The 25865-nt window shown below is 67.8% G+C and carries 30 protein-coding genes; 13 read left to right on the top strand and 17 right to left on the bottom strand.

Annotated elements, in window-relative coordinates; genetic code table 11:
• Window positions 1-3 precede the first annotated feature (3 nt).
• Window positions 4-1338: a 3-phosphoshikimate 1-carboxyvinyltransferase gene (gene aroA, locus AC4ELS_RS00860; protein WP_499045286.1), complete on the bottom strand. Its 1335-nt coding sequence runs from the start codon at window positions 1336-1338 to the stop codon at window positions 4-6.
• Window positions 1339-1383: 45 nt separating this feature from the next.
• Between aroA and AC4ELS_RS00865 the strand changes: the two genes are divergently transcribed.
• The 4 genes from AC4ELS_RS00865 to AC4ELS_RS00880 are packed head-to-tail and all read left to right on the top strand — an operon-like array spanning window position 1384 to window position 5173.
• Window positions 1384-2181, top strand: a complete 798-nt coding sequence (locus AC4ELS_RS00865; protein WP_448442978.1) for an SOS response-associated peptidase — start codon at window positions 1384-1386, stop codon at window positions 2179-2181.
• Window positions 2178-3695: a DUF7782 domain-containing protein gene (locus AC4ELS_RS00870; protein WP_499045289.1), complete on the top strand. Its 1518-nt coding sequence runs from the start codon at window positions 2178-2180 to the stop codon at window positions 3693-3695. The genes AC4ELS_RS00865 and AC4ELS_RS00870 overlap by 4 nt, the downstream gene beginning before the upstream one ends.
• Window positions 3696-3737: 42 nt before the next feature.
• Complete coding sequence (locus tag AC4ELS_RS00875; protein ID WP_463805785.1) at window positions 3738-4328, top strand: TetR/AcrR family transcriptional regulator; 591 nt, start codon at window positions 3738-3740, stop codon at window positions 4326-4328.
• Complete coding sequence (locus AC4ELS_RS00880; RefSeq protein ID WP_174554264.1) at window positions 4328-5173, top strand: enoyl-CoA hydratase/isomerase family protein; 846 nt, start codon at window positions 4328-4330, stop codon at window positions 5171-5173. Before AC4ELS_RS00875 ends, AC4ELS_RS00880 begins: the two co-directional genes overlap by 1 nt.
• On the opposite strand, the gene AC4ELS_RS00885 is transcribed toward AC4ELS_RS00880, so the two are convergent.
• A complete protein-coding gene (locus AC4ELS_RS00885; protein WP_499045292.1) occupies window positions 5170-5979 on the bottom strand; it encodes a class I SAM-dependent methyltransferase in 810 nt (269 codons plus the stop codon). The genes AC4ELS_RS00880 and AC4ELS_RS00885 overlap by 4 nt on opposite strands.
• Before the next feature lie 105 nt (window positions 5980-6084).
• Window positions 6085-6933 carry an SDR family oxidoreductase gene (locus AC4ELS_RS00890; RefSeq protein WP_064878141.1) on the bottom strand — a complete coding sequence of 283 codons (849 nt, stop codon included), beginning with the start codon at window positions 6931-6933 and terminating at the stop codon, window positions 6085-6087.
• A gap of 91 nt (window positions 6934-7024) precedes the next feature.
• Between AC4ELS_RS00890 and mymT the strand changes: the two genes are divergently transcribed.
• Window positions 7025-7174, top strand: a complete 150-nt coding sequence (mymT, locus tag AC4ELS_RS00895; RefSeq protein ID WP_082941470.1) for a copper-binding metallothionein MymT — start codon at window positions 7025-7027, stop codon at window positions 7172-7174.
• 1 nt (window position 7175) lies between these two features.
• Here mymT and AC4ELS_RS00900 read toward each other — a convergent pair whose 3' ends face one another.
• The 6 genes from AC4ELS_RS00900 to ybaK all read right to left on the bottom strand — a co-directional run bounded on the left by AC4ELS_RS00900 (window position 7176) and on the right by ybaK (window position 14088).
• Window positions 7176-7616, bottom strand: coding sequence for a M15 family metallopeptidase (locus tag AC4ELS_RS00900; RefSeq protein WP_082941473.1), 441 nt, complete (start codon window positions 7614-7616; stop codon window positions 7176-7178).
• A 133-nt stretch (window positions 7617-7749) separates the two neighbouring features.
• Complete coding sequence (locus AC4ELS_RS00905) at window positions 7750-8670, bottom strand: LysR family transcriptional regulator (RefSeq protein WP_499045295.1); 921 nt, start codon at window positions 8668-8670, stop codon at window positions 7750-7752.
• A gap of 80 nt (window positions 8671-8750) precedes the next feature.
• Window positions 8751-11156 carry a CaiB/BaiF CoA-transferase family protein gene (locus AC4ELS_RS00910; RefSeq protein WP_499045298.1) on the bottom strand — a complete coding sequence of 802 codons (2406 nt, stop codon included), beginning with the start codon at window positions 11154-11156 and terminating at the stop codon, window positions 8751-8753.
• Between the two features lie 3 nt (window positions 11157-11159).
• Window positions 11160-12356, bottom strand: coding sequence for an acyl-CoA dehydrogenase family protein (locus tag AC4ELS_RS00915; protein WP_064959510.1), 1197 nt, complete (start codon window positions 12354-12356; stop codon window positions 11160-11162).
• A 2-nt stretch (window positions 12357-12358) separates the two neighbouring features.
• Window positions 12359-13477, bottom strand: coding sequence for an acyl-CoA dehydrogenase family protein (locus AC4ELS_RS00920; protein ID WP_499045301.1), 1119 nt, complete (start codon window positions 13475-13477; stop codon window positions 12359-12361).
• 122 nt (window positions 13478-13599) lie between these two features.
• Complete coding sequence (gene ybaK, locus AC4ELS_RS00925; RefSeq protein WP_064878151.1) at window positions 13600-14088, bottom strand: Cys-tRNA(Pro) deacylase; 489 nt, start codon at window positions 14086-14088, stop codon at window positions 13600-13602.
• Between the two features lie 226 nt (window positions 14089-14314).
• On the opposite strand from ybaK, the gene AC4ELS_RS00930 reads away from it, so the two are divergent.
• Window positions 14315-14959, top strand: coding sequence for a sigma-70 family RNA polymerase sigma factor (locus tag AC4ELS_RS00930; protein ID WP_055112066.1), 645 nt, complete (start codon window positions 14315-14317; stop codon window positions 14957-14959).
• A complete protein-coding gene (rsrA, locus tag AC4ELS_RS00935) occupies window positions 14956-15270 on the top strand; it encodes a mycothiol system anti-sigma-R factor (RefSeq protein WP_055112068.1) in 315 nt (104 codons plus the stop codon). Before AC4ELS_RS00930 ends, rsrA begins: the two co-directional genes overlap by 4 nt.
• An 82-nt stretch (window positions 15271-15352) precedes the next feature.
• Here rsrA and AC4ELS_RS00940 read toward each other — a convergent pair whose 3' ends face one another.
• Complete coding sequence (locus tag AC4ELS_RS00940) at window positions 15353-15445, bottom strand: 50S ribosomal protein bL37 (RefSeq protein ID WP_003882799.1); 93 nt, start codon at window positions 15443-15445, stop codon at window positions 15353-15355.
• Between the two features lie 135 nt (window positions 15446-15580).
• Between AC4ELS_RS00940 and AC4ELS_RS00945 the strand changes: the two genes are divergently transcribed.
• Entirely contained in the window at window positions 15581-15796 is a 216-nt protein-coding gene (locus AC4ELS_RS00945) for a biotin/lipoyl-binding carrier protein (RefSeq protein ID WP_003882798.1), read from the top strand.
• A 64-nt stretch (window positions 15797-15860) separates the two neighbouring features.
• The gene (pdtaS, locus tag AC4ELS_RS00950) at window positions 15861-17360 is read left to right on the top strand and encodes a two-component system sensor histidine kinase PdtaS (protein WP_064959507.1); all 1500 of its coding nucleotides are present in this window, start codon (window positions 15861-15863) and stop codon (window positions 17358-17360) included.
• A 184-nt stretch (window positions 17361-17544) separates the two neighbouring features.
• On the opposite strand, the gene whiB1 is transcribed toward pdtaS, so the two are convergent.
• The 3 genes from whiB1 to AC4ELS_RS00965 all read right to left on the bottom strand — a co-directional run bounded on the left by whiB1 (window position 17545) and on the right by AC4ELS_RS00965 (window position 19442).
• Window positions 17545-17799, bottom strand: coding sequence for a transcriptional regulator WhiB1 (gene whiB1 / locus AC4ELS_RS00955; RefSeq protein ID WP_003882795.1), 255 nt, complete (start codon window positions 17797-17799; stop codon window positions 17545-17547).
• A 258-nt stretch (window positions 17800-18057) separates the two neighbouring features.
• Complete coding sequence (locus AC4ELS_RS00960) at window positions 18058-19020, bottom strand: diacylglycerol/lipid kinase family protein (protein ID WP_499045304.1); 963 nt, start codon at window positions 19018-19020, stop codon at window positions 18058-18060.
• A gap of 35 nt (window positions 19021-19055) precedes the next feature.
• Window positions 19056-19442: a YchJ family protein gene (locus AC4ELS_RS00965; protein WP_499045306.1), complete on the bottom strand. Its 387-nt coding sequence runs from the start codon at window positions 19440-19442 to the stop codon at window positions 19056-19058.
• A 208-nt stretch (window positions 19443-19650) separates the two neighbouring features.
• On the opposite strand from AC4ELS_RS00965, the gene aroQ reads away from it, so the two are divergent.
• Both aroQ and AC4ELS_RS00975 read left to right on the top strand, forming a co-directional pair.
• Window positions 19651-20091, top strand: coding sequence for a type II 3-dehydroquinate dehydratase (gene aroQ / locus AC4ELS_RS00970; RefSeq protein WP_499045309.1), 441 nt, complete (start codon window positions 19651-19653; stop codon window positions 20089-20091).
• Entirely contained in the window at window positions 20088-20465 is a 378-nt protein-coding gene (locus AC4ELS_RS00975; protein WP_055112079.1) for a hypothetical protein, read from the top strand. Before aroQ ends, AC4ELS_RS00975 begins: the two co-directional genes overlap by 4 nt.
• Here the strand turns inward: AC4ELS_RS00975 and AC4ELS_RS00980 are convergent.
• From AC4ELS_RS00980 to AC4ELS_RS00990, 3 genes are read right to left on the bottom strand one after another with little or no spacing between them, the layout of a single operon-like run.
• The gene (locus tag AC4ELS_RS00980; RefSeq protein ID WP_064959505.1) at window positions 20462-20950 is read right to left on the bottom strand and encodes a GNAT family N-acetyltransferase; all 489 of its coding nucleotides are present in this window, start codon (window positions 20948-20950) and stop codon (window positions 20462-20464) included. The two genes, AC4ELS_RS00975 and AC4ELS_RS00980, sit on opposite strands and share 4 nt — an antisense overlap.
• Window positions 20947-22032 carry an isochorismate synthase gene (locus tag AC4ELS_RS00985; RefSeq protein WP_499045312.1) on the bottom strand — a complete coding sequence of 362 codons (1086 nt, stop codon included), beginning with the start codon at window positions 22030-22032 and terminating at the stop codon, window positions 20947-20949. The genes AC4ELS_RS00980 and AC4ELS_RS00985 overlap by 4 nt, the downstream gene beginning before the upstream one ends.
• Window positions 22029-22640: an acid phosphatase gene (locus AC4ELS_RS00990; protein WP_499045315.1), complete on the bottom strand. Its 612-nt coding sequence runs from the start codon at window positions 22638-22640 to the stop codon at window positions 22029-22031. Before AC4ELS_RS00990 ends, AC4ELS_RS00985 begins: the two co-directional genes overlap by 4 nt.
• Window positions 22641-22668: 28 nt before the next feature.
• On the opposite strand from AC4ELS_RS00990, the gene AC4ELS_RS00995 reads away from it, so the two are divergent.
• Together AC4ELS_RS00995 and AC4ELS_RS01000 are read left to right on the top strand one after the other, a co-directional pair.
• Complete coding sequence (locus AC4ELS_RS00995) at window positions 22669-23496, top strand: ParA family protein (RefSeq protein ID WP_055112086.1); 828 nt, start codon at window positions 22669-22671, stop codon at window positions 23494-23496.
• Between the two features lie 45 nt (window positions 23497-23541).
• Window positions 23542-24618: a MerR family transcriptional regulator gene (locus AC4ELS_RS01000; RefSeq protein WP_499045317.1), complete on the top strand. Its 1077-nt coding sequence runs from the start codon at window positions 23542-23544 to the stop codon at window positions 24616-24618.
• Window positions 24619-24632: 14 nt separating this feature from the next.
• On the opposite strand, the gene AC4ELS_RS01005 is transcribed toward AC4ELS_RS01000, so the two are convergent.
• Window positions 24633-25859: an Rv3212 family protein gene (locus AC4ELS_RS01005; RefSeq protein WP_499045320.1), complete on the bottom strand. Its 1227-nt coding sequence runs from the start codon at window positions 25857-25859 to the stop codon at window positions 24633-24635.
• Between the last annotated feature and the right edge of the window lie 6 nt (window positions 25860-25865).

Here is a 25865-nt window from a genome sequence, read left to right on the forward strand (position 1 = left end):
GGTTTACTTCCCCTTTTTGTGCGGGCCAGTCGACGGGTCGCCCGCCAGCATCTGCTCCCACATGAGCGGGAAGTCGGGCAGGGTCTTGGCGGTGGTCTCGATGTTCTCCACCGCCACACCGGCTACCCGCAGGCCGATGATCGCCCCTGCGGTGGCCATCCGGTGGTCGGCGTAGGAGCGCCAGGTCCCGCCGTGCAGCGGCCGCGCGGTGATGAGCAGGCCGTCCTCGGTCTCCGAGCAGTCGCCGCCGAGTCCGTTGATCTCGGTGGTCAGTGCGGCCAGCCGGTCGGTCTCATGTCCGCGCAGGTGCGCGATACCCCGTAGCCGCGACGTCGAGCCGTCAGCGGCCAATGCGGCCAGCGCGGCCACCGTGGGAGCGAGCTCGCCGACGTCGTGTAGGTCGGCGTCAAACCCGCCATATCCTTCGGCGCCACTGACCTCCAAGTGGGTATCACGTTGGTGGACAGTCGCATTCACCTTCGTCAGCAGGTCGAGGATCGTGTCGGCGGGTTGGATGCTGGCCGACGGCCAACCGGCGATCCGCACTGTTCCGCCGGTGACGATCGCAGCGGCCAGAAAGGGCGTGGAGTTCGACAGATCCGGTTCGATGTGCCAGGCCCGCGCGGCGACCGGCCCGGGGGAGACCCGCCAGCGGTTGGGAACCGAGTCATCGACCTGAACACCGGCGTCGCGCAGCATCGCCACCGTCATCGCGACGTGCGGAGCCGACGGCACCGAGGCTCCGGTGTGCACGATGGTGAGCCCGTCGGTGAAGGTCGCACCCGACAACAACAGCCCGGAGACGAACTGCGAGGAACCCGACGCGTCGATCTCGACGGTGCCGCCGGCCACGGCGCCCCGGCCGAGTACCGCGAACGGCAGACTGTCGCCGTCCACCTCGACTCCGAGCCCACGTAGCCCGTTGAGCAACGGGGAGATCGGCCGGGACCTGGCCTGCTCGTCGCCGTCGAAGGTGACCGAGGCCGTGCCCAACGCGGCGACCGGGGGCACGAACCGCAGCACGGTGCCGGCCAGTCCACAGTCGACGCGCGCATCCGGGGCCGGCGCGATGCGGCCGCTGACGGTCAGCTCGGTGTCGTCGTGGTCGGCTGCCGTGACGCTGACGCCGAGGGTGCGGATCGCGTCGATCATCAGGTCGGTGTCGCGGCTGCGCAGTGCGCCGCTGACAGTGGAGGGCCCCTGGGCGGTGGCCAGCGCGGCCAGTACGAGTGCACGATTGGTCAGAGACTTCGAACCCGGCACCGTGACGGTGGCGTCGACCGGCACCGCCGTCGACGGGGCCTGCCAGTGTTCTGTTTGCTCCTCACGTGCACTCACGCACTACATCCTGCCTTGTCCGCGGACTCTGCAACCATGGGCACTATGTGTGGACGTTTCGCGGTGACCACCGACCCGGCGCTGCTGGCGCAGAAGATCCAAGCGATTGATGAAAGCACGTCGAGCTCCGGGGACAAGGGCGACAAGGACGTCGCGGGTGCGAATTACAGTGCCGGTCCCAACTACAACGTGGCTCCGACGACGACCATCTCCAGCGTCGTCAAACGGCACAGCGAGCCCGAGGACGAATCGACCCGCCGGATCCGGTCCATGCGCTGGGGGCTGATCCCGCCGTGGGTGAAGACGGCCGAGGGTGGCGGCCCCGACACCAAGGGGCCGCTGCTGATCAACGCGCGCGCGGAGAAGGTCACCACATCACCGGCATTCCGCAACTCCGCCAAGAGCAAGCGGTGTCTGATCCCGATGGACGGTTGGTACGAGTGGAAGCCGAACGCGGACACGGCCGGCAAAAAAGCAGCCAAGACGCCGTTCTACATGTACGGTGCCGACGGCGAGCTGCTGTTCATGGCGGGGCTGTGGACGACGTGGCGTCCGCAGGGCGCACCAAAGGACGCGCCGCCCCTGCTCAGTTGCACGATCATCACCACCGACTCCGCCGGCCCGCTCGCCGAGATCCATGACCGGATGCCGCTGACCATCAGCGCGCCCGACTGGGACCGCTGGATGGATCCCGACGCCCCCATCGATGAGGGCCTGCTGCGCGGTCACGGGGATCTCGACCGGATCGCCGTCCGTGAGGTGTCACGACTGGTCAACAGTGTCCGGAACAACGGCCCCGAGCTCATCGAGCCGGCCGAGCCCGAAGAGATGGGGTTGTTTTGAGCGGCATCGATGCCGGTGGTGTCGACCCTGACCTAATCGACGCAATCGGTGCCGACCTGCGATCGGCCGGATTCACCACCTCTCGCGTGGCCGAGCTGCTCGGCGCCGACGCCAACGCCGCGCTGGGCCGGGGCGTGTGGTGGCCGGTCCTGCGGGTTACCCATGCCGCCCCGGCAGACCGGCAACGACTGGCAGTGCTGGTGCGTCTGCTGCTGCTCGGGACCGAGGAGGCACGCGATCTGGTCGGGGCGGCCCTCCCGTCGACCAGCCTGGAGACCATGGCTGCCAACGGCGTCCTGGAGTTCACCGGCGACAAGGTTCGGGCCGCCCTCGACATCCGCCCGCACAGCGACGGAGCCCGGGATTTTTACGTCGTGTCCGATCAGGACGCCGCGGTGCGCCGGGGGCCGTTGCGACACGATCATGTGCTCGGGATCGGCGGGGCGTCGGTGTCATTGGCGCGGGCGGTCACCCGTAACCCGGTGCGCCGCGCCCTTGACCTCGGAACCGGATGCGGTATCCAGGCGCTGCATCTGGACGCACACTGCGACGAGATCGTCGCGACCGACACCAACGAGCGGGCGCTGGCACTGGCAGCGATCACTGCGCGGCTGAACGGCATGTCGTGGGATCTGCGTCAGGGGAGCCTCTTCGAGCCGGTGGCGGGAGAGCGATTCGATCTGATCGTCTCCAATCCACCGTTCGTGGTGGGTTCGGGTGCCCGCGATTACATCTACCGCGATTCGGGTGTGGCCGGAGATGCCTTGTGCCAGAGCCTGATCGAGCAGATCGGTGATCATCTTTCCCCGGGTGGCACCGCCCACATCATGGCGAACTGGATTGTGCGCGAGGGTAAAGAAGGCGAGACCTGGCGCCAACGTGTTTCTGGTTGGCTGGCCGGCACCGGCCTGCACGCCTGGGTGGTACAGCGCGAGCTGGCCGACCCGGTCAGCTATGTCTCGTTGTGGCTGGCCGACGCCGGAGAAGACCTCGATCGACAGGCGCAGCGCGGTGGTGAATGGCTCGACTGGTTCACCGAGCAGGGGATCGCCGGCGTCGGGATGGGCATGATCTCGCTGCGGGTCCCGCGGGACGGGGAACTGCCCGAGCAGATCCTCGAGGAGATCACCGGCGCCGACGAGGCGATCACCGGAGCCGAGGCGGACGCGTTCTTCGCCCGGCGGGCATTCCTGCGCGACACCTCCGACGACATGCTGCTCGCAGCCCGGCTCTCCACGGCGCCGGTATTCCTGGAGGCGCAGGCGCTGCCCGGGCCGGATGGCTGGCAGGAGGTGGGCGCCGCAGTGCGCCGCCCGGGCGGCCCGGCCGCCGTCATCGGGGTCGACGAGGTGATGCGAGCGCTTCTGGCGGGCTGCCGCGGCGAGGTGCCCTTGGGTGCCTTGATCCAGCTGCTGGCCACGCATCACGGCGTGGATGCCGACGCGCTGGCGCAGGCCGCGCTGCCGGAGGTGCGGGAGGCGATCGGCCGCGGAATCCTCTACCAGGCAGAATGACAGCTCTTTAGAGGATTGCTCGGTTTTGTTAGAGTAATCCTCGTGGCGCCGTCAAAGGGTAGGGGCGCGCGGGACCGACTACTGGCGGTCGCGCGACGACGGTTCGCGTCGGAGGGGACCATCGCCCCGACGCTCGACGAGATGCGGCGTGAGGCCGAGGTGAGCGTCGGATCGCTCTACCACCACTTTCCCGACAAGCCGGCGCTGGCGGCGGCGGTCTACGCCCAGGTCATGGCCGAGTACCAGGCCGGTTTCGTGGAGATGCTGCGCGGGCAGGACACCGCCGAAGAGGGAATCCGCGCCGGGGTGCGGCATCACCTGAACTGGATCGCGGCGCACCGCGGCGAAGCCGCACTCCTGCTGGGCGACCGGCTCGACAGCAGCGAACTGCAGGCGGCCAACCAGGACTTCTTCGCAGCCATCCAGGCCTGGTGGCGGCCACACCGCGCCTACGGCGTGCTTTCTGCCATCCATCTCGGCGTCACGGCCGCGCTGTGGTTCGGCCCCGCGCAGGAGTACGCCCGCCACTGGGTGGCCGGCGATGTTGCGGAGCTGGACACCGAGGTTGTCGAGATATTTGCCGACGCGGCATGGAATGCATTGCAGGCCAAACCGATTGAGGAGGATTTTTGATGGACGAGCCCTTGTATCGCGGCATGGTGGCCGAAGGTGACGATCCGGCTGCGCCACAACGAATTGTGGTCGAGCGCCGCGGCGATCGCGCGGTGGTGACCCTCGACGAACCTGATCGGCTGAACGTCCTGTCCGCACCGCTGGTCCGGCAGCTCCGCCGGGCTCTGGAGGAGCTGGTGGCCGACAACGATATTCGCGCTGTCGTGTTGACGGGCGCGGACCCGGGCTTCAGTGCGGGCGGCGACCTGCGCATGATGCGTGCGGCCATCGAGAATCGGTACCAGGCCGAGGGCACTGCGGACGTATGGCGCTGGATACGACGCGAATTCGGAGGTATCGCCCGGCTCATCGCGGGTTCGGACACCGTCTTCGTGGCCGCCCTGAACGGTCCGGCCGCCGGTGTCGGCCTGGCCTGGGCGCTGACGTGCGATCTGACCATCGCCAGTGAGCGGGCGGTCATCGTGCCTGCCTTCGCCCGCCTCGGATTGATCCCGGAGGTCGGCACCAGTTGGGCGCTCACCCGGCGACTCGGCTATCAGGGTGCGCTGGCCTACTACCTCAAAGGCGAGCACATCGACGCCGAAACCGCGCAGCGGCTGGGCCTGGTGCACGAGGTCGTCGCCCACGAACAGCTGCTCGCCACCGCCGACGAATGGTGTTCCCGGGTCGCCGCGCTGCCGCCGCACGCGGTCGCGATGACCAAACCCCTGTTGCGGACCGCGGCCGACGCCAGTTGGAACGACGCGCTCATGCTCGAAGAGTTCGCCGAACCGACCTGTTTCACCACCGCGGCTTTCGCCGACAGCGTCGAGACCATGCTGTCCGGCGGGACGCGTGCGCGCTAGGTGTTTCTGATCTTGCGTGCGGTCACCACCGCATAGGGCGCGTCGAAGGCGACTCGGCCGTCGTCGTCGGTCTGTGCGCTCAGCGCCGCGGTGAAGGCGTCGAGCAGCCGGGTCCGCGTCGCGTCATCCAGCTGGCTGAGCAGGTTGACGTGCATCGGCGATTCGTCCGAGATGAATCGGACCGCCGATTCGACAGAGTCGAATCGCCATGTGTGTGAGTCGGTTTCGAAATGGACATCGTCGAATCCGACATCGAGGCGCGAATGCACGACATCGGGATCACCCCACTGATCGGGCGAGTAGCCGGCCGCCGGCGGCGCACCGAGGGTTTCCACGATCGGCGTGAAGAACGGGCTGCCGGCTTCGTCTCGGATCCAGGTGGAGAACGCGAAGATCCCGCCCGGGGTCAACAGCCGGGTGACCTCGGCGACCAGGCTGGTGGGCTCGACGAAGATGATCCCCATGTTCGACACCACGGTGCCGAATCCGCCGTCGGGCAAACCGGTGTGGGCTGCGTCGGCGACCACCCACTGCACGGCGTCGGCCCCCGGGCGCTCTGAGGCGATGGTGATCAGCTCAGCGGTGAGATCGACGCCGGTGACGTGGGCCCCGGCCTCGGCGGCGGCCAGCGCAGCGCTTCCGGTGCCGCACGCCAGGTCGGCCAGGGGGGTGTCACGGACCGGCCGCAGCCGGTCGGCGCTGGTGACGACCTCACCGGCGATGACGGCGATCTGTTCGGCGACGGCCTGATAGCGGCCGGCGGCCCAGTTGGTAGGCCGCGGGTCAGGGAGTTGTGGGTCTGGCATGCCGACGAGCCTAGATGGGGTACGCCGCGCGTCGAGTGGCCAGTTATTGCACGGTGCGCGCGTATCGGTGTGCGATAACTGGCCATTCGACATCAACGGCGGGCATCACGGCTGGACGTATCCCGGTGGGTTGGGGGTGTCCACCCACAAGTCGACGCCGAGTTCGGACCCGGGCACGCAGTCGTACACCGACAGATCGGTGACGCCGTTCGCGAGCAGCACGTCCTCGCACAACAGGCTCTGGCCGGTGTACTCGCGTGCGGGTTTGTTGAAGATCGCGTAGGCCGCGTCGGCGTAGACGTCGGGCTTGCGGGCACGGCCCATGGCCTCGTCACCGCCGAGCAGATTCTGCACCGCTGCGGTGGCCACCAGGGTGCGCGGCCACAGCGTGTTCGACGCGATGCCGGCCTCGCGCATCTCCTCGGCGATACCCAAGGCACACAATGTCATTCCGTACTTGGCCATCATGTACGCGGTCGGTTTGAGCCACTCCGACTCCAGTCGGATCGGCGGGGACAGCGTCAGGATGTGGGGGTTGTCCCGGCCCTTCATGTGCGGGATACAGGCCTGCGACACGGCGTAGGTGCCGCGGATCTGGATCCCGTTCATCAGGTCGAAGCGCTTGAGCGGAACTTCCTCGATGGAGCCGAGATTGATCGCCGAGGCGTTGTTGACGCAGAGGTCGATACCGCCGAATTGGGCGACTGCTTGTTCTACTGCTGAGGCCACCGAGTCGCCGTCACGCACGTCTCCGACGATCGGCAGGGCCTGCCCGCCGGCCTCTTCGATCTCCTTGGCGGCCGTGTAGACGGTGCCTTCGAGCTTGGGATGCGGTTCGGCGGTCTTGGCGACCAGCGCGATGTTGGCGCCGTCGGCGGCGGCCTTCTTGGCGATCGCCAGGCCGATGCCACGGCTGGCGCCGGAGATGAACATGGTCTTCCCGGACAGAGTCATAGGGACACGATAGGCCGACCCAGTTGTATTGATCTGCCCGGTTCAGCCTCCGGGAGGGGGACGATGGACGTGTCGACAAATTGGAGGAGACATGAGTGTTGTCCCTGCAGGGTCCGTCCTGACCTGTGCCCACGAAGGCTGTGGATGCCGGATCCGCGTCGAGTCCGAGTGCCACTGCAAGGGCCCTGAAAGCAGTTACAAGTGCACGTGCGGAGCCGACATGGTGCCGGTCACCGAATAGCTCAGCCTGCCGCGTTGGGTTGCAGCGGCGGGCAGTTGCCGGCCGGATCGGCGACGAGTTCGAAATGCCACAGCTCGTTGGCGTAGATCTGGCAGAGCCCGAAGCGGGAACCGTTGGCGATCAGCCAGTGGTCGGCCTGCGGACCGCCGACATCGACCGCCTCGCCGGTCACGTGCCGGGACGCGGTCGGTGTCTGCACGTACTGACGGGCCGCCGCCAGGCTGCCGTACGTCTGCACCGCCTGATCGAGCAGTGACTGCTGGAAGTCGGCCGAGCGCCACCCCGAGTTGATCGTCATGGTCACGCCGTCGGCGGCCGCGGCATCGGCGGCGTTCTGAATGGCGGCCAGCAGGCGCGGGTCCAACCGGCCGATCGCGGGATTCTGCACGTCGTACGGGGTCAGGACCTGCCCGTCGGGCAGCGAGCCGTCCCCCTGGGTCATCGGGACGGGGTTGTCGACCAGCCGGATCTGCGGTCCGGCCGGTGCCGGCGCAGGCTGGCCGAGCAGGGCCGCCAGGGCGGCGACGCTCGAGGCCACAGTGGCGCCCACCAGCTTCGGTATCACTGTGCCCACACTACTGCGCCCGCCCCTGGGCCAGGCCGACCGCCAGGACCTCCACCAGCGCCTCGATCTCGGCGGGGTCCTTCAGGCGATCAGGCACCCAGGCCAGAGCGATCCAGGCCGGCGACCAGGTGCTCTCGTCGATCGGCACCAGCGTGAATTCCGGTGGCGAGAAGATCTTGCCGATCAGTGACTCGGGTGCGTAGGGCACCACCGCGACGAGGTGGCGATTGAACACCTGGGCGGCCATCTCCAGTTCACCGCCGAACTGGTTGGTGGTCCGCACGATGCGGGTCACCCCCCGGGCGTTGAGCGCACGGGTCAGGCCGGCCAGCATGACGGGATTGGGTCGGGCGAAGTCGATGACCACGTCGCGATCGCGGAGCTCCTCGATGGACACCAGGTCCCTGGTGGCCAGTGGATCGTCGAAACGGACCGCCACGGCGCCCTGGAAGGTGGCCACCACGCGGTAGTGCAGCCGCTTGTCGGCGGTGGGCAGATGGATCAGGCCGAGGTCGAGGTGGCCGGACACCAACTTGGCGGTCACCTCGGCGGCCGACCCCGGAACGCTGAACTCGGTCGGTGCCGGCAAGTTGGCGACGGCCGTCTGGACCTGCGCCACGAAATCCGACGGCGCGTAGGCGGTGGCACCGACCCGGACAGTGGCGGCTCCCTCGGTGAGCCGGGTCGCGGTGGCCTTCAATTCCTCGACCTGGCGCAGGATTTCGCGCGCGGGGCCGAGCAGTTTGGCGCCCAGTGGCGTCAGTCGGACCTCGTGGTAATTGCGCTCGAACAGCTGCCCGCCGAGTTCTGACTCCAGCAGCTTGATCTGCTTGCTCAGCGGGGGCGGCGTGATCATCAACCGGTCGGCGGCCCGCTTGAAGTGCAATTCCTCGGCGACCGCCACGAAGTACCTGAGTCTGGTGAAGTCCATGCGGTCTTTTCCGGCGTGAGGGCGAGGGGACCCACGAATCGTACGAGGGACGCCCGATCAGTCGCCCGTGGGCGTGGTGTTCAGCTTGCCGGCACGGCGCTCTGCGGCACTTCGAGCACGCCGGTTTCGATCAGCTCGTCGATGTCGGCGTCGTCGAGGCCCAACAGTTCGACGGCGATGTCGCGGGTCTGCTCGCCGAGCAAAGGTGCCTGGATCAGCGGTGGATCAGCGACGCGATCCGAATGGATCTGCACGTTCTCCATCGTGAACGGCTCGTCGGCGTGGGGGTGCAACTCCTCGCGGAAGGCGCGGCGCTGCACGTAGTAGTCCCAGCCGGCGATGTCGTCGGCATGCAGCGCGGCGCCGGCAGGCACACCGGCACGTTGCAGCTGCTCCATCGCCTCGGTCGCCGGGCGCTGTGAGGTCCAGGACCGCACCGCCTCGTCGATGCGGCCACGGTGAGTGTCCCGGCCATTGCGGGTGCCCAGTTGCGCGTCGGCGACGAGGTCGGGACGGCCGATCACTCCGCACAGGGCCTGCCAATCAGCGTCATCCCGGACGGTGACCGCCAGCCAGGTGTCCTCACCGGCAGCCGGGAACAGGCCCCACGGGGCATCGTGGATCGGCCGGGCCGAGGATTCGTGGCCGCGGCGCACCAGGACCTCCGCCGCGATCTCGCCGGCCAGATGGCTCAGCATCACCTCGGACTGCGCAACGCTGGCCGACCCCCCGGTTCCGGTGCGTTCACGGCGCAGCAGCAGCGCCAGCGCTCCGAGCGCGCCGATCCGGGCGGCCACGTGATCGGGGTAAACGGTGACCGTGTCGCAGAACGACTCTGGCTCATCCGGATACACCCACAGATCGGTGAACCCGGCGGCCGCCCGTACCAGCGGGCCGTAGCCCATTCGCTTGGCCCAAGGTCCGGTGGGCCCGAAGGCCGAACTGTCCACCACCACGATGCCGGGGTTGACGTCCCGCAACGTCTGGTAGTCCATTCCGAGCGTCTCCGCCACGCCGGGCTTGAAGTTGGTCAGCACGACGTCGGACATCGCGACCAACTGGTGCGCCAACGCCCGGCCCCGCGGCGTCCGCAGATCGATGCCGATCGAGCGCTTGTTGCGGTGGCCGGCAGCGTACGTCGGCGACATCGACGAGAGGTTGCCCCGCAGGCCGTCCGGGAACGCGGAGTTCTCGATCTTGATGACGTCGGCGCCGAGATCGCCGAAGAGTCGCCCGGTGTCGGACCCGACGACGATCACGCCGAGATCCAGCACCCGCACGCCTTCCAACGGAAGGCCTTCGTTGCGGCGGTCGCGGCCGGCGAGCAGCGGTGCCACATCGATGTGTCGAGGGCTCTGGTCGGACCGGGTCAGCGCGTTGGCCCGGTGCCCGTCGATCTCGACGACGCCGGCCGGCACGGGCGCCGATATTCCCCGGGCCAGCTCCACTTCGTGGAAGTAGCCGCGGCTCATGACCTGATCGGTGCCGAGGGTTTCGGCCAGCGTCAGCACCGCCGCCGTCGGCACCCCGTGGCGCTGGCCGGCGACCTCCAACTCGGCCCGGGTCTGCCCGGCGCAGAACCGGCCGACACCGGCCAGCAGCTCGGGCGAGCTGAGCCGCACCTTGAGCCTGTCGAACGAGGGATCGGCGAACTCCTCGGGTCGTCCCATCCACTCGAACATGCCGTGCCACTGGCGTTTTGCCAGGAGGCAGATTCGCACGTGTCCGTCCTTGCACGCGATGATCGGGTACCGCAGTCGTTCGGCGTTCCAGTTGCGTCGTTGGCGGCTCAACGCCACTCCGGCCGAGGCCGTCCCCACCGTCCCGTGCGGCGGATCGAGGGTCTGCATGGCGCCGTCGAGGATCGAGAAATCGATGAGATCGCCTTCGCCGGTACGCAATCGGTCCAGGTACACACTGACGGTCATCACCGCGGCCTGAGCTGCCGCCACGTGATAGGGCAGCTGCGCCGCCGGCGGCACCAGGGGCTCCCGCCCCGGGATGCCCGAGCGCGACAGCTCGCTGGTCAGCGCGTGCAGCACCGGGGTGGTGGCGTGCCAACCGCGGTAGCTGGTGTCGCGGCCGAAATCACTGATGGACAGGATCACCAGGCCCGGATGCTCGGCGTGAATGTTGCGTGCCGCCAAGGCTTTCTCGGCCGCCGAGCCCGGCGGGGTGTCCTCGATCAGGATGTCGGCCCCGGCCAGCAGGTGAACCCAGCGACGGCGGTCGTCGGGGGTCGAGAGATCGACGACGACGGTGCTCATGCCGTACCGGTTGATCGCGGCGCCGACCGAGTCGGGATCGACTCCGCCACCCGCTGCGAGGCGATCGTCTGGTTCCTCGGTGACACCGGGCAGGTGCACCTGGGTCACCGAGGCGCCGAGGTCGGCCAGCAGGCGGCCGACCGCCGTCATCGGGCCGCGGGACAGGTCGAGGATGCATACCCCCGCCAGCGGCGGGTCGTAGTCGTCGGGGTTGGTCATCGCTCAGCTCCGGCGGGCCTGGCGGAACGGGATGTCCCGATCGACCTCGGGTTCCTTGGCCAGGCCCAGTACGCGCTCACCGATGATGTTGCGTTGGACCTGGTCGGTGCCGCCGCCGATCGAGGTGAAGAACGCGTTGAGGGTCAGGAAGTTGATGTCGTCGGCCTCGGGGTTCTCGGGGCCGGCCAAAAGTGCTTCGGCGCCGATGATCTCGGTCTTGAGGCGCGCCTCGGCGTGCAGGATGTTCGACATGGCCAGCTTCCCGAGCGACATGATCGAGCTGGAAGTCCCTTGGGCCGCAGCGGCCTTGGCACGGGCGTTGTTGAGCGAGTTGAGTTCGCGCAACGCCAGCACGTCGGCCAGTTCCTTGCGGACTGCCGGATCCTCCAGGCGGCCGTGGTCGCGGGCCAGGCCGATGAGGTCGTCGGCCCGGGTGCGGTTACGTGAACCGCGCCCGCCGTCGCCCATGATCGACCGCTCGTAGGCCAGTGCGGTCTGCAGCACCCGCCATCCGTTGCCTTCCCCGCCGAGCAGGTAGGCGTCGGACACCCGCGCGTCGGTGATGAAGACCTCGTTGAAATGCGATTCGCCGGTGATCTGGACCAGCGGACGCACCTCGATACCGGGCTGACGCATCGGAATCATGAAGAAGCTCAAGCCTTTGTGCTTGGGCACATCCCAGTCGGTGCGGGCGATCAGCAGCGCGTACTCGGACGTGGTGGCACCCGAGGTCCACACCTTCTGGCCGTTGACCACCCACTCGTCGCCGTCGCGGACCGCGGTGGTGCGCACGGCGGCCAGATCGGATCCGGCCCCGGGCTCGCTGTAGAGCAGGCAGGTGCGGGCCCGCTCGGTCAGGAACTCGCGCACCAGGTCGTTCTTGAGTCGATCGGTGCCGAACTTGAGCGCGGTGTTGGCCGGGATGCTGTATTTGTCCTGGCGCGCACCGGGTGCTTTGACCGCCCGGAATTCCTGCTCGATCACCGCCGCCAGTGCGTTCGGGTACGCCCGTCCGAACCATTCGGCGGGGTAGGTCGGCACCGCGTAACCCGCGTCGAGCACCTTCTCCAGCCAAGCCACCCGCTCGGGGGAGCTGACCCACGGATTCGTGGATTTCGGTAACCCTGACCAGTTCTGGGCGAGCCAGTCGCGCACCTCGGTGCGCAGTTGATCGGCGCCGGGCAGTTCGTTGGCGGTCATCGTCAGGCGCCTTTCGACGAGAGGTAGCGCTCGCGGTGCAGCCCCGAGCCGCCGAGCAGGTGCAGGCCGGTACGGGCCCGGCGCAGGAACAGGTGGGCCGGGTGCTCCCAGGTGAACGCGATGCCGCCGTGCATCTGGATCGCCGACAGGGCGGTCGTATGGTAGGCCTCGGCGCAGGCAAACCCGGCCAGACCGATTGCACCACTGGCTTTTTCGCTACCGGCGGCAAGTTCGGCCGCGGCATGCTGGGCGGCCGAGGTGGCGGATTCCACCTGAACCAGCAGGTCGGCTGCCATGTGTTTCAGGGCCTGGAAGCTGCCGATGGGGCGGCCGAACTGGATCCGGGTCTTGAGGTAGTCGACGGTGATGTCGAAGATTCGCCTGGCCCCGCCCACCTGTTCACCGGCCAGAGCGACCAACCCGAGGTCGAGGGCGTGCTGCACCGCGTCCCACCCGGCGGTGCCGAGGCGGCGGGCCGGTGCGGTGTCGAAGGTGTAGGTCGACAGCGGCACGGTCGTGTCGAAAACCGTTGCGGCCGTGCGCTCGAAACCGTCCGCGTCGGGTGCGATCTGGAAGACGCCGAAGTCTCCGTCGACGCGGGCCACCACCAGGACCACGTCGGCAACCTGACCGTGCATGACGTAGTGGGCGTTGCCGGTCAGCGTGTGGTCGGTGCCTTCCGGGCCGTCGGTGGCCGAGGCGGCGCGCACCGCGACACCCTCCGGCGCCCAGGTTCCCCGGGAGCCGGTCACCGCGACGGTGCCCACCGACGTGCCCTCGACCAGGGCCGGCAACAGCTGCTGCTTGTCGGCGTCGGAACCTGTCGCGTCGATCAGTGCCGACGCCAGCACCGCGCTGGACAGGAACGGTGCCGGCAGCAGCGCGGCGCCGGTCGCCTCCGCGACGGCCTCGAGTTCGAGGGCGCCCAGGCCGACGCCGCCGTACTCGGTGTCGACCAGCAGACCGGTCACACCCTGGGCGGCGAGCTTGCGCCACAACTCGCGGTCGAACCCGTCGTCGCTGTCCATCACCCGGCGTACGTCCTGTTCGGTGCATTCGTCGTGCAGCAACGCAGAGACCGCGGCGGCCAGTTCTGCTCGCTCGGCCACACTGATCGTCATGGGCGCCCGCCTTCCTTGTCGGGTCCCATGCAATCCGGCGGGGCTCGTGATGTAAATCACGGATTCGGACACCGGCACGTTTCCGATTGCGACATGCCGATGCCGACGACGGGCCGGATGGTTCAGGTGACGGCGATGTCGGCTGTCACCGCCGATGTCGCGCGGATCAGGTCCTCGGGGGACAGCGCGACGTCCAGGCCCCGCTTACCCGCGCTGCAGAGCACCTTGTCGAAGGCCAGCGCCGAGGTGTCGACGACGGTGGGCAGGGGCTTGCGCTGGCCCAGGGGGGAGATCCCGCCCACGACGTATCCGCTGGAGCGCTGGGCTGCCACGGGGTCCGCCATTTCCGCCTTTGGAACCCCCAATGCGGCCGCGGCGGCTTTCAGCGACAGCTTGTGCGGTACGGGCACGACCGCTACCGCCAACCCTTTGGGCAGCGCGATCACGAGCGTCTTGAACACCTGTTCTGCGACGATGCCGTCGGCCGCCAGCTGGGCCACGGCCTCGTCGCCGAACGATTCGTTGCGAGGATCGTGCTGGTAGGCCACCACTTCGTGGTCGATGCCCGCCGCCACCAGAGCTGCGATCGCGGGTGTCGCTGCACGTGCCACGGCGCTCAGCGTAGCCGGGCAACGCGTGGACCACGGTGCGGGAACACAGTGACCATTGCATGCTGTTATTGCTCTCGACACCTGCTCAGCGCTACTCGTCGGTAGCACGCTCTAGGATCTAAGGAGGATTCTGGTGCCAACCGTATGCCTGGAACGGCCGGCGGATACCCAGTGGTATTCCGCGCCTGTTGGTGGCGCCGCGACAGAAGGGAAGGTGTTTCCCACGATGACTGACGTCGAGCAGGCCGAGCCTGACACGCCGCAGCCGACTGAAACCGATGCCGAGCTGACTGCGCGGTTCGAACGTGATGCCATTCCGCTGCTGGACCAGCTGTACGGCGGCGCCCTGCGGATGACCCGCAACCCCGCCGACGCCGAGGACCTGCTGCAGGAAACCATGGTCAAGGCCTATGCCGGCTTCCGGTCATTCCGTGAGGGCACCAACCTCAAGGCGTGGCTCTACCGCATCCTGACCAACACCTATATCAACAGCTACCGCAAGAAGCAGCGCCAACCTGCCGAGTACCCGACCGACGAGATCACCGACTGGCAGCTGGCTGCCAACGCCGAGCACTCGTCGACCGGTCTGCGATCGGCGGAGGTCGAAGCGCTGGAGTCGCTGCCCGACACCGAGATCAAGGCGGCGCTGCAGGCGCTGCCCGAGGAATTCCGGATGGCGGTGTATTACGCCGACGTCGAGGGCTTCCCCTACAAGGAGATCGCCGAGATCATGGATACTCCCATCGGGACCGTGATGTCCCGCCTGCACCGCGGCCGCAAGCAGCTACGTGACCTGCTGGCCGATGTGGCCAGGGATCGCGGCTTCATCCGAGGTCAGCAGCTTGGTGAGCCGGAGGAGGTGTCCTCATGAGCGGGGACCGTGAGTCGAATCGCGAGGACGAGCGCTGGAGCCCGCCGGTGGGACCCGTCGACCCCGAACATCCGGAGTGCGCCGCGGTGATCGCCGAGGTATGGACGTTGCTCGACGGCGAGTGCACGGCCGAAAGCCGTGACAAGCTCAAGCACCACCTCGAAGAATGCCCGGCGTGCCTGCGTCACTACGGGGTCGAGGAGCGCGTCAAGAAGCTCATCGCCGCCAAGTGCAGCGGTGAAAAGGCCCCTGAGGGGCTGCGGGAACGGCTGCGGATCCAGATCAGCCAGACCACCATCATCCGGGGCTGACCAGGCGCTCGGCCCTGCCGGGACCGACGACAAACCGCCCGATCTCCGAAGGGAGTCGGGCGGTCACAGTCTGCCGAAGCGGCTAGCGCACTGACTTCGAACCGGCGTTGGGGCGCTTGCCGTGGTTCGCCTTCGAGTGCTTGCGGTCCCGCTTCTTGCGGCCACGCTTGGCCATGATGATCCTCCAGATGGTGTAAGAACTTGCTCCCTAGTGTCTCATGCCCCGGGGGCAGCGCTGTCCACCCGGGGTTGTGGTTCGATATAGGCCGCAGAAGTAGTCGGGTTAGCGCCGGAGTGAAGTGGGGTGAAGATGGCCGAGGACGTTCGCGCCGAAATCGTGGCCAGTGTGCTGGAGGTCGTGGTTCACGAGGGCGATCAGATCGGTGCGGGGGACACCCTGGTGCTGCTCGAGTCGATGAAGATGGAGATCCCGGTCCTCGCTGAGGTTGCGGGGACCGTCACCAAGGTCAACGTCGCCGAGGGCGACGTGATCCAGGCCGGCGATCTCATCGCGGTGATCGACTGACTCGGTTCGTTTCCCTGCTACCGGTGGACGGTGGTCTCTCTGCTCCTCGCGTGCGCGGTGCCTGATGTCTACCCTCGGTGACCTGCTCGCCGAACACACGATGCTGCCCGGCAGCGCCGTGGACCACCTGCATGCGGTGGTCGGGGAGTGGCAGCTGCTGGCCGACCTGTCGTTCGCCGACTATCTGATGTGGGTGCGCCGCGACGACGGCGTGCTGGTGTGCGTCGCGCAGGTGCGGCCCAATACCGCCCCCACCGTCTTGTTGGCCGACTCGGTCGGCACGCTGGCCGCGGCCGCCGACCTTCCCGTCGTCACCACGGCCTTCCAGTCAGGTGCGATCGGCCGGGGAAGCGGTGGCACACAACGACATTCGCCGGACCTTCCCGGTCTGAACGTGGAAGCGGTTCCGGTGCGGCACCGCGATCACGTGGTCGCGGTGTTGACCCACCAGACCGCGCTGGCCGCCCGTCGGATGGCCAGCCCGCTGGAGGGCGCCTACCTGGACTGTGCGAGCGATCTGCTGCACATGCTGTCCGAGGGCACCTTCCCGAACGTCGGCGATCTGGCCATGTCGCGTTCCAGCCCACGGGTGGGCGACGGTTTCATCCGCCTCGACAAGGTCGGCGACGTGGTGTTCGCCAGTCCCAACGCCATCTCGGCCTATCACCGCATGGGCCTGGCGTCCGAGCTTGACGGGCACAATCTGGTCACCGTCACCCGGCCGTTGATCTCCGACCCGTTCGAGGCCCAGGAACTGGCCAACCACGTCCGCGACTCGCTGGCCGGAGGCTCCAGCATGCGCATGGAGGTCGACGCCGGCGGTGCGGCGGTACTGTTGCGGACCCTGCCGTTGGTCGTGCATGGCGCCGCGGTCGGAGCCGCCGTCCTGATCCGCGACGTCACCGAGGTCAAACGGCGTGACCGCGCGCTGCTGAGCAAGGACGCCACGATCCGGGAGATCCACCACCGGGTGAAGAACAACCTGCAGACCGTAGCGGCTCTGTTGCGACTGCAGGCGCGCCGGACCAACAACCTGGAGGCCCGCGAGGCGCTGATCGAATCGGTGCGACGGGTGTCGTCGATCGCGCTGGTGCATGACGCGTTGTCGATGTCGGTCGACGAGGAGGTCAACCTCGACGAGGTGATCGACCGGATTCTGCCGATCATGAACGATGTCGCGTCGGTGGACACCCCGATCCGGATCAACCGCGATGGCGCCCTCGGCGTGCTCGACGCCGACCGTGCGACGGCGTTGATCATGGTGATCACCGAATTGGTGCAGAACGCCATCGAGCATGCCTTCGACGCTGACACGCCCCAGGGTTGCGTGACCATCAGGTCCGAGCGTTCGGCCCGCTGGCTGGATGTCGTGGTGCACGACGATGGGCGTGGCGTGCCTGACGGGTTCAGCCTGGAGAAGTCTGACCGGCTCGGCCTGCAGATCGTGCGAACGCTGGTCACCGCGGAATTGGACGGCTCGTTGGGTATGCACGATGTGCCGTCCGGGGGAACCGATGTGGTGCTGCGGGTGCCGATCGGCAGGCGCAGTCGCGGCATCCAGTGAGTCCGGTCGCGGGCCACAGGGCGTTCACAGTGGGACGCCAGTACCACTGAAGCAATTACCCAGTTGCGTCAATAGAAGATGTGATGACAATTACGCAATTTGCTGTAGCGAATTGTTCAAAAAATAAGCTATGGCCCCGACATTGTCGGGGCCATAGCTTGCGTCGGGGATCTGAACCGAAAGGTCAGACTCCGGTGCGGGCCTTGGTGCGGGCGTTGCGACGCTTGAGCGCACGACGCTCATCCTCGCTCATCCCGCCCCACACGCCGGCGTCCTGGCCGGAGTCCAAGGCCCAGGTGAGGCACTCAGTGGTTACGGGGCAACGGTTGCACACCAGCTTCGCGTCGGCGATCTGAGCAAGCGCCGGGCCACTGTTTCCCACGGGGAAGAACAGCTCCGGATCTTCGTCGCGACAGACGGCCTTGTGGCGCCAATCCATAAGATCAAACTCCTCGTTAGACATGTCATGTGTGCGCGGCGAAGCGCACCAGATTTTCTTCGGCTGTTAACGCGTGCACACGAATGTTTCTGCACTGTTGCATTGATGCTTTCACAGGCTGAACAGATGTCAATAGCATTGAGTTAACACGTGGGCAATGTCACTGGGTGGGGCGGTGACCAGAACCCTCACTCCTGTGTACTACACTCTGGATCTAGCTGCGCCCTAATTCCACCCTAGGCGGTGTGTTTGCGCAGGTCAATCACTTTTATTCGTCGGCGCGACGACGCAGAGCGCCTCGGGAACCGACGTGAACGTCATGGTTTCGCGCGTGCCGATGTAATCTCCGTCAATCTGGCAGGCGGCAGGCGTGGTGCTCGTCACGGTGACCGATGAGACGTTGTCATCGCGGATCAGGTGCTTGGCTTCGAGGCGGGGCTTGCGGGACACCATCTGGCGGACCAGCCGCAGATTCGACCAGATGTTCATGCTGGTGGTGGCGAACACTCCCAAGCCGGTGTCGAACGTGGTTTCGGGGTTCGTCCACACCGGGCGGCTGTTCGCATACGTCCAGGGACTGGAGTTCGACACGAACGCGAAGTGCACCCCGGCAACCGGTTCGGCGCCCGGCAGATGCAACGTCAACGTCGGTGCCCGGCGTGCGGTCGTGAGGAACTCCCGCACCGCCACCCGGATGTAACGCGACGCTGTGACCTTGCGTCCCTTCGCGCGTTGGGCCTCCACGGCCGCCACCACGTCACCGTCCACGCCCATCCCGGCGGTGAACACGCCCCAGCGCTCACCGCAGTCCATCAGGCCGATGCGGCGCCACGGGCGTCCCATCCGGTAACCGCCGAGCAGGTCGACGAGCTGGTTGGTGGCCTCGATCGGATCGGGGCTGATGCCCAGCGCCCGGGCGAAGACGTTGGCCGAACCGCCGGGCACGACGGCGACCGCGGGCGCCAGGGCGGCGTCGGGACGGGTTCCGCAGTCACCGAGCAGGCCGTTGACGACTTCGTTGACCGTCCCGTCTCCACCGTGCACGATCAGCACGTCTACACCGTCACGTGCGGCATCGCGGGCGATCTCGATGGCGTGACCTCGGTGATTGGTGTGTTCGACGGTCAGCGTCACCCGACTCTCCAGCGCGTGGGCGAGCAGGTCACGCCCGGCCGGGGTGGTCGAGGTCGCGTTCGGATTGACGATCAGCACGGCACGCACGGGGCATGAGCCTAACCGGGCAAGGTGTACGGCAGTTATTCGTGAATCTGTCCATCCAGGTAGCGCCACCGATCGCCGAACCGCTCGAAACGGCTGCGTTCATGCAGGATGTGCCGGCTGCCGTCGTGGACGTACTGGGCGCGAAACTCGACGACGCCTTCGGTGTCGTCTTCGCCTCCCGACTCTGCGTCGACGATCTGCAACCGCCGCCACACGATGTCCCCGTCGAGGGAGAGGTCGGCGGGACGGGTGTCGGGATGCCAGGAGGTCAACAGGTAGTCGACGTCGCCGACGGCGAACGCGCTGAACCGGGACCGCATCAGGGCAACGGCCGTCGGGGCCTGCTGCGCGCCGGTGTGCACCGGCCCGCAGCAGTCGGCATAAGCCAGGCCGGTGCCGCACGGGCAGGGTTGGTCGGTCACGTGGCCAAGTATCCCGGTCTGTCCCGGGCGCCGCCCTGTACGCGGTCCCGCACGCCGCCCTGCGCGCCGAGATCGACGTGAGGGTTGTGTTTTCTGCCCAGCCGCGACCCTGGCGTCGATCTCGACGCCGAAAACCAGCATCAATGGCGTGGTCCGTGCGCCGGTGTGCCTTGCCGCCAGGGGCGCGGGCGTCGGTACCGTACAGGACGTGACCGCACGCCGATTACTGCTCGTCAACGGACCGAATCTCAACATGCTGGGCACCCGCCAGCCCGAGATCTACGGCTCCACCACGCTGGCTCAGATCGAGCAGCGGGTGGCCGAACTGGCGGCCGAGTTCGGTTTCGAGGTCCGCGCCGTGCAGAGCAACCACGAGGGTGCGCTCGTCGACGCCATTCAGGCAGCCAGGCAGGACTGCGTCGGCATCATCATCAATCCGGCGGCCTTTAGCCACACCTCGGTGGCGATCCGCGATGCGCTCAGCGCCGCCGAACTGCCGGTGGTCGAGGTTCACCTGAGCAACATCCACACCCGCGAGGCGTTCCGGCATCACTCGTACGTGTCGGCCGTCGCCGAGGTCGTCATCGCCGGCGCGGGCCCGGCCGGCTACGAATACGCGGTGCGGTACCTGGCGGAGCGGAAGTCGTGATCCAGCCTCCCGCCATCCGGTACGCAGGTTTTCTGACCGCGGCCGAAGGAATCGCCGCGCTGATCATGGCGGTCGTGCTGCTGGTGCGGGCGTTGGGCGGTGCGGATCAGCACATCGTCAGCGGGTACGGCACAGCGATCTGGTTCCTGCTGATCGGTGGCGGGGTGCTCGCGGGTGGCTGGGCGCTGATCACCGCGCGGTACTGGGGGCGGGGGATCGCGGTGTTGGCCAACCTGCTGTTGCTGCCCGTGGCCTGGTACGTGATCACCTCGCACCACGTGGTGTACGGCGTGCTGGTCGGGTTGCTCGCCCTGATCACCCTGGGTCTGCTGTTCAGCCCGTCCTCGGTGGACTGGATCGCCCGCCGCGACTAGCTGCGCTGCTCGGCGGCCAGGGCGGAAAGCTCTGGTCCCGACACCCGGTAGGTGGTCCACTCGGTCTGCGGCTTGCCGCCCACGGCGTCATACAGCGCGATGGCGTTGACGTTCCAGTTCAGCACTGCCCAGGTCATCCGGGTGTAGCCCTGTTCGACGCATTCGGCTGCCAAGGTGGACAACAGCTTTCGGGCCAGCCCGCGGCGCCGGAAGGCCGGACGCACGTAGAGGTCCTCCAGGTAGAGCCCGGCGACACCGTCCCACGTGGAGAAGTTCAGGAACCACACCGCGGTCGCGGCCACCTGCCCGTCGACCTCCAGCATGTGCGCGTAGGCCACCGGTCGGTCGCCGAAAAGTGCTGTGTGCATCTGCTTTTCGGTGACAGTGCACTCGTCGGAAGCACGTTCGAACTCGGCCAACTCGCGGATCATCGCGGTGATCTCGACCTCGTCGCCCGGTCGCGCCCGGCGGATCAACTCGCTCATGTCGCCCCTAGTCCAGTCAGGATGGTTCTGAATTTCGTGGTGGTCTCGTCGACTTCGTCATCGGGATCGGATTCGGCGACAATACCGCCGCCGGCACTGGCCAGGGCCGTGTATCGATCCGCGGACAACACTGCACACCGGATCGACACCACCCAGCGTCCGTCGCCGCTGCTGTCGCACCAGCCGACGGCGCCGGCGTAGAACCCGCGATCGCCCTCCAGTTCGCCGATCAGTGCGGCGGCGCGGTCCGTCGGCACCCCGCCGACCGCCGGGGTGGGGTGCAGTGCGAGCGCCAGATCGATTGCCGTCGTGCGTTTTTCGCGCAATCGGCCGATGACGGGGGTGCTCAGGTGCCACAGTGCGTCGGTGCCGTGCAACTGTGGTTCCTCGGCGATCTGCAGATCGACGCACAACGGCTCCAGCGCCTGGCGCATCACGTCGACCACCAGCTGATGCTCGTGACGGTTCTTCGCCGAGGCCGCCAGCGCAGTCGCGTTGGCCGCGTCCACGGCAGGATCGGGCGAGCGTGGTGCCGACCCGGCGAAGGGCTGGCACATCACCGTCTCGCCCTCGCGCGCCACCAACAATTCGGGGCTCGCGCCCACCAGGGCGGTGCCGGCGTTCGCGCCGCCCGCCGGGGACAGATCGGCCAGGTAGACCGTGGCGGCCGGGTCGGCGTCGGCCAGTCGGCGCAACACGGCCCGGACGTCCCACGCGGAATCGGCGGACAGGCGCAGCGAGCGGGCCAGCACCACTTTGTCGATCGGGATCTGCGGGTCCCGCAGGCGCCGGATCGCCTCGGCCACCCGCGCGCGGTGCACCGATCCCGGCGGCAGAGTTTCGCGCTCCACCACTGCCGGGGGCGGATTGACGGGCCAGTCCGGGAGCGCATCGGTGAACCGGACCGCATCGGGTTCATACAAGGCGGACGGTGCGGCCGGATCAAATGGCAACGCACCCAGCACTATTGGCGTACCCGATCGCAGCGCGGCCTGGGCGTCGGCGATATCGGCGAATCCGGTTCGTACGCCCTCTGCCAGGACGGCGCCGTTCGGCCCGGCCAACACGAATGACGGGTTCACTGCGACAGACACGGGTTGGGGTGGCCGGTCAGCCCGAGCGCGGTGATCTGACGCACGCCGTGCTCGAATCCGCACACTGCCAGCGATGCCGGCACCATCGACAGCCGGATCCCTTCGGACACGGGTAGTTCCGCCCAGCGGGTCAACATGGCACGGGAGAAATGCCCGTGCCCGACGAACACCACGTCCCGGGTGGCCAGATGCTCCAGCGCCGTGCCGACCGCCCGGTCGGCACGGGCTGAAACCTGGTCGACGCTCTCGCCGCCGGGACAGCCATGGGTCCACACCAGCCAGTCGGGCACGCTCTCGCGGATCTGAGGTGTGGTCAGTCCCTCGTAGTCGCCGTAATCCCACTCGGACAGCTCGGCGTCGATCTCGTCGACGTGCAGTCCGGCCAGTTCGGCGGTGTCCAGCGCGCGGCGCCGCGGGCTGCTGATCACCAGTGGCTCGGTCAACTGCAACTCGGCGAGTGCCGGGCGGGCCAGCACGGCCTGCTCCCGCCCGGTTTCGGTCAGGTCCTGCTCGGTGCGGCCGGTGTGCCTCCCGGTGGCCGACCACTCGGTCTCGCCGTGTCGGAGCAGGATCAGGCGGTGCAGGCGGTCGCTCACACCGGCGATTCTGCCGCACGTTCCGGCAATGCCGCCGGGAGCGTGCTTGGATGAAGGTGTGACGCGAGTATTAGCGGTCGCCAATCAAAAGGGTGGGGTAGCCAAGACGACGACGGTGGCGTCGCTGGGTGCGGCGATGTCCGAGCAGGGTCGGCGGGTGCTGCTGGTCGATCTGGATCCGCAAGGCTGTCTGACATTTTCATTGGGTCATGACCCGGACAAGCTGCCGGTGTCGGTACACGAGGTGTTGCTCGGCGACGTCGAGCCGGGGGCGGCGCTGGTCGAGACGGCCGAGGGGATGACGCTGCTGCCGGCCAACATCGATCTGGCCGGTTCAGAGGCCATGCTGCTGATGCGGGCCGGGCGGGAGTATGCGCTCAAGCGGGCCCTGGCCAAGGTTTCCGACGATTTCGACGTGGTGATCATCGATTGCCCGCCATCTCTGGGCGTATTGACGCTCAACGGCCTGACGGCTGCGAACGAGGTGATCGTGCCGTTGCAGTGCGAGACGCTGGCGCACCGCGGCGTCGGCCAGTTCCTGCGCACGATCTCCGACGTGCAGCAGATCACCAATCCCGAGCTGGCGCTGCTCGGCGCGCTGCCGACGCTCTACGATTCGCGCACCACCCACAGCCGTGACGTGCTGTTGGATGTCGCCGACCGGTACGAACTGCCCGTGTTGGCCCCACCGATTCCCCGCACCGTGCGGTTCGCCGAGGCCAGCGCATCGGGATCCTCGGTACTGGCCGGCCGCAAGAGCAAAGGCGGGCTGGCCTACCGCGAGCTCGCCCAGGCCCTGCTCAAACACTGGAAGTCAGGCAAGAAGCTGCCGACCTTCGCACCCGAGGTGGTCTAGGGCGCTACTTGACCTTGCCCCGTGGACAGACCTGATGCTGACGACATGAACCAAGACCTGCTGAGCATCGGGGAGTTCGCGGCCATGACGGGGCTGTCGCCCAAGATGTTGCGTTCGTATGCGACATCGGGCGTGTTGGTGCCGGCCGCGGTCGACGCGCTGACGGGGTACCGGTACTACTCCCGGGCCCAGGTTGCCGAGGCGCGCACAGTGGGGTTGCTTCGGGGAGCGCGGATACCGGTCGCAGGCATCGCAGAGTTCCTGCGCGGCCCCACCGAACAGCAACTGGCCGCGTGGCAGACGGAGCTCGATGATGAGTATGCGCGCCGCCGCGAGGCACTGGGAGTGGTCCGCAGTGTGCTACTCGCCCAACCTTCTCCAGTGGCAGGGGGCCGCTGGTCCGACGAGAGGACGATCTCCATGGCTTCGGTGTTACGGTCCGCGACGGCCACCGATCAGGGCCCGGTGCGGGAGAGCAATCAGGATTCGCTGCTCGCCGACGGCATTCTGTACGCGGTGGCCGACGGTTTCGGCCCCGAAGGTGACCACGCCAGCCGGATCGCGGTGGAGGCGCTCGCCGCCGGATTCACCGCCGCACCCGACCGCGACGGCCTGATCGGGGCGGTCCAGCAGGCCAACGAGCAGGTCTTCGCACATGTCAGCGCTTCGGGAACCAGTTCGGGCGCCACCCTGACCGTGGTGGCGATCTTCGGCGACGAGCAGGGCGGGCCACTGGCCATCAACATCGGGGATTCGCCGCTCAACCTGATTCGGGAGGGCGCCATGAGTCAGCTGACCAACGATCACAGTGTCTCCGGGGAACTGGTGCGGGCCGGTGAGATCACCCGCGAAGAGGCCCGCTTCCACCCGCACCGTCATCTGCTGACACGGGCGCTGGGTATCGGCCCCGCCATCCGGCCCGAGCTGTTCGATCTGGAGTGTCGTCCGGGAGACCGGCTGTTGATCAGCAGTGACGGGTTGTTCGCCGGTGCCGATGATGCCGACATCATCGACGCCGCCGCGGAGTACGACCCCGAGGTCGTTGCGCAGCGGCTGGTGCAGGTCGCCAACGACGCCGGCGGCAGCGACAACACCACGGTGATTGTGATCGATATCGGCTGAGCCGGACGCCCGGATCAGTTCGCGCCGAGGGCCACCAGTTGCGTGCCGCGCTGTTCGAGCACGGTGTCGCCGGCCGCCACCGGCACCACCGGCGACACGCTGGGGGTACGCGGCAGCGCGATGTGCCGCTGGCCGGCGCCGGTCTCCTGATCGAAGACGTCGTAACCGTCGCTGACCGGAACCAACAACCGACCGGCCATCACCGTGGCGGGACCGACGGGAAGGTGCGGCCCCGACGGGCTGACGGTGAACTTGTACTGAAGGCCGGAGCCTCCGTTGGTGCCGAACACCAGGACCGAGTCGCCGGTCCACCAGGTGATCAGGTCCCCGGCGCGGGTGGTCGTCGACTGCGGCGCCGCCGGCTTGGCCAGCGGCAGGCTGGCAAGCGTTTTTCCGGTCTCGTCGATGACGTTGACCATCGGCCTCGGTGTGGGCAGGTATACCGCGGTCGTGGTGCCGGACACCGCGATCACCTTGGCCCCGGACTCGTCGGTGATGTCCTGCAGTTCGACGTAGCGCACCTCGGGAGTGTCTTCTTCGTCGGCGGGGCGCAGCAGCGTCAACCGGATGAACTTGCTCTTCGGGCACGATTCCAGCACCGACACCGCCGAGGAACTCGCTGCTGTCGACAGTTGGCGGCATACCGGTGATGCCGGCACGTCGGGCTTGATGCGGGCGTCCAGCGCACCGTAGGACAGCATCCGGACCATGTCCGAGCGCCACAGCTCAAGGCGACTGTCCCCGGCCGAGAGCACCGTGGAGCCATCGGACGACAGCTGGACCTCGGGGTCGGCATAGGCGGTGCGGGCCGGGCCGCGCCTGCCGGTCTTGCCGTCGACGGTGCTGACCTGGCCGCAGCCGCGAGCATCGGGATACACCGCGACGGCGTACTGGTACACCGCCGTCACACCGCACAGTTCGAGGTCGCGGGCATAACTCCACAGCACGGCGCCACTGACAGGGTCACGGCCGGCGACGGTGGACCCCTCGGCGGTCACGACCGATCCGCCGGCGAGCACGGGCTCGGTGGTCCGGGGGCTGTCGGCGGTCCACAACTGTTGCAGGCCGGCCGGTACCTCGCGGGCCGGCGTCAGGTAGGGAACGGGCGCCGCAGCGGGCCTGCTGGTGGTGGCCCTGGCGTCACTCGTCCACCAGATCAGGCCGGCCGCCAGCGCGACGATCGCGACGATTGCCGCGGCGGCGGCCATGTCGCCGCGGGTGCGGCGTTCGGGTTTGACCACTGACCG

It is taken from the genome of Mycobacterium shunyiense (assembly GCF_058270035.1).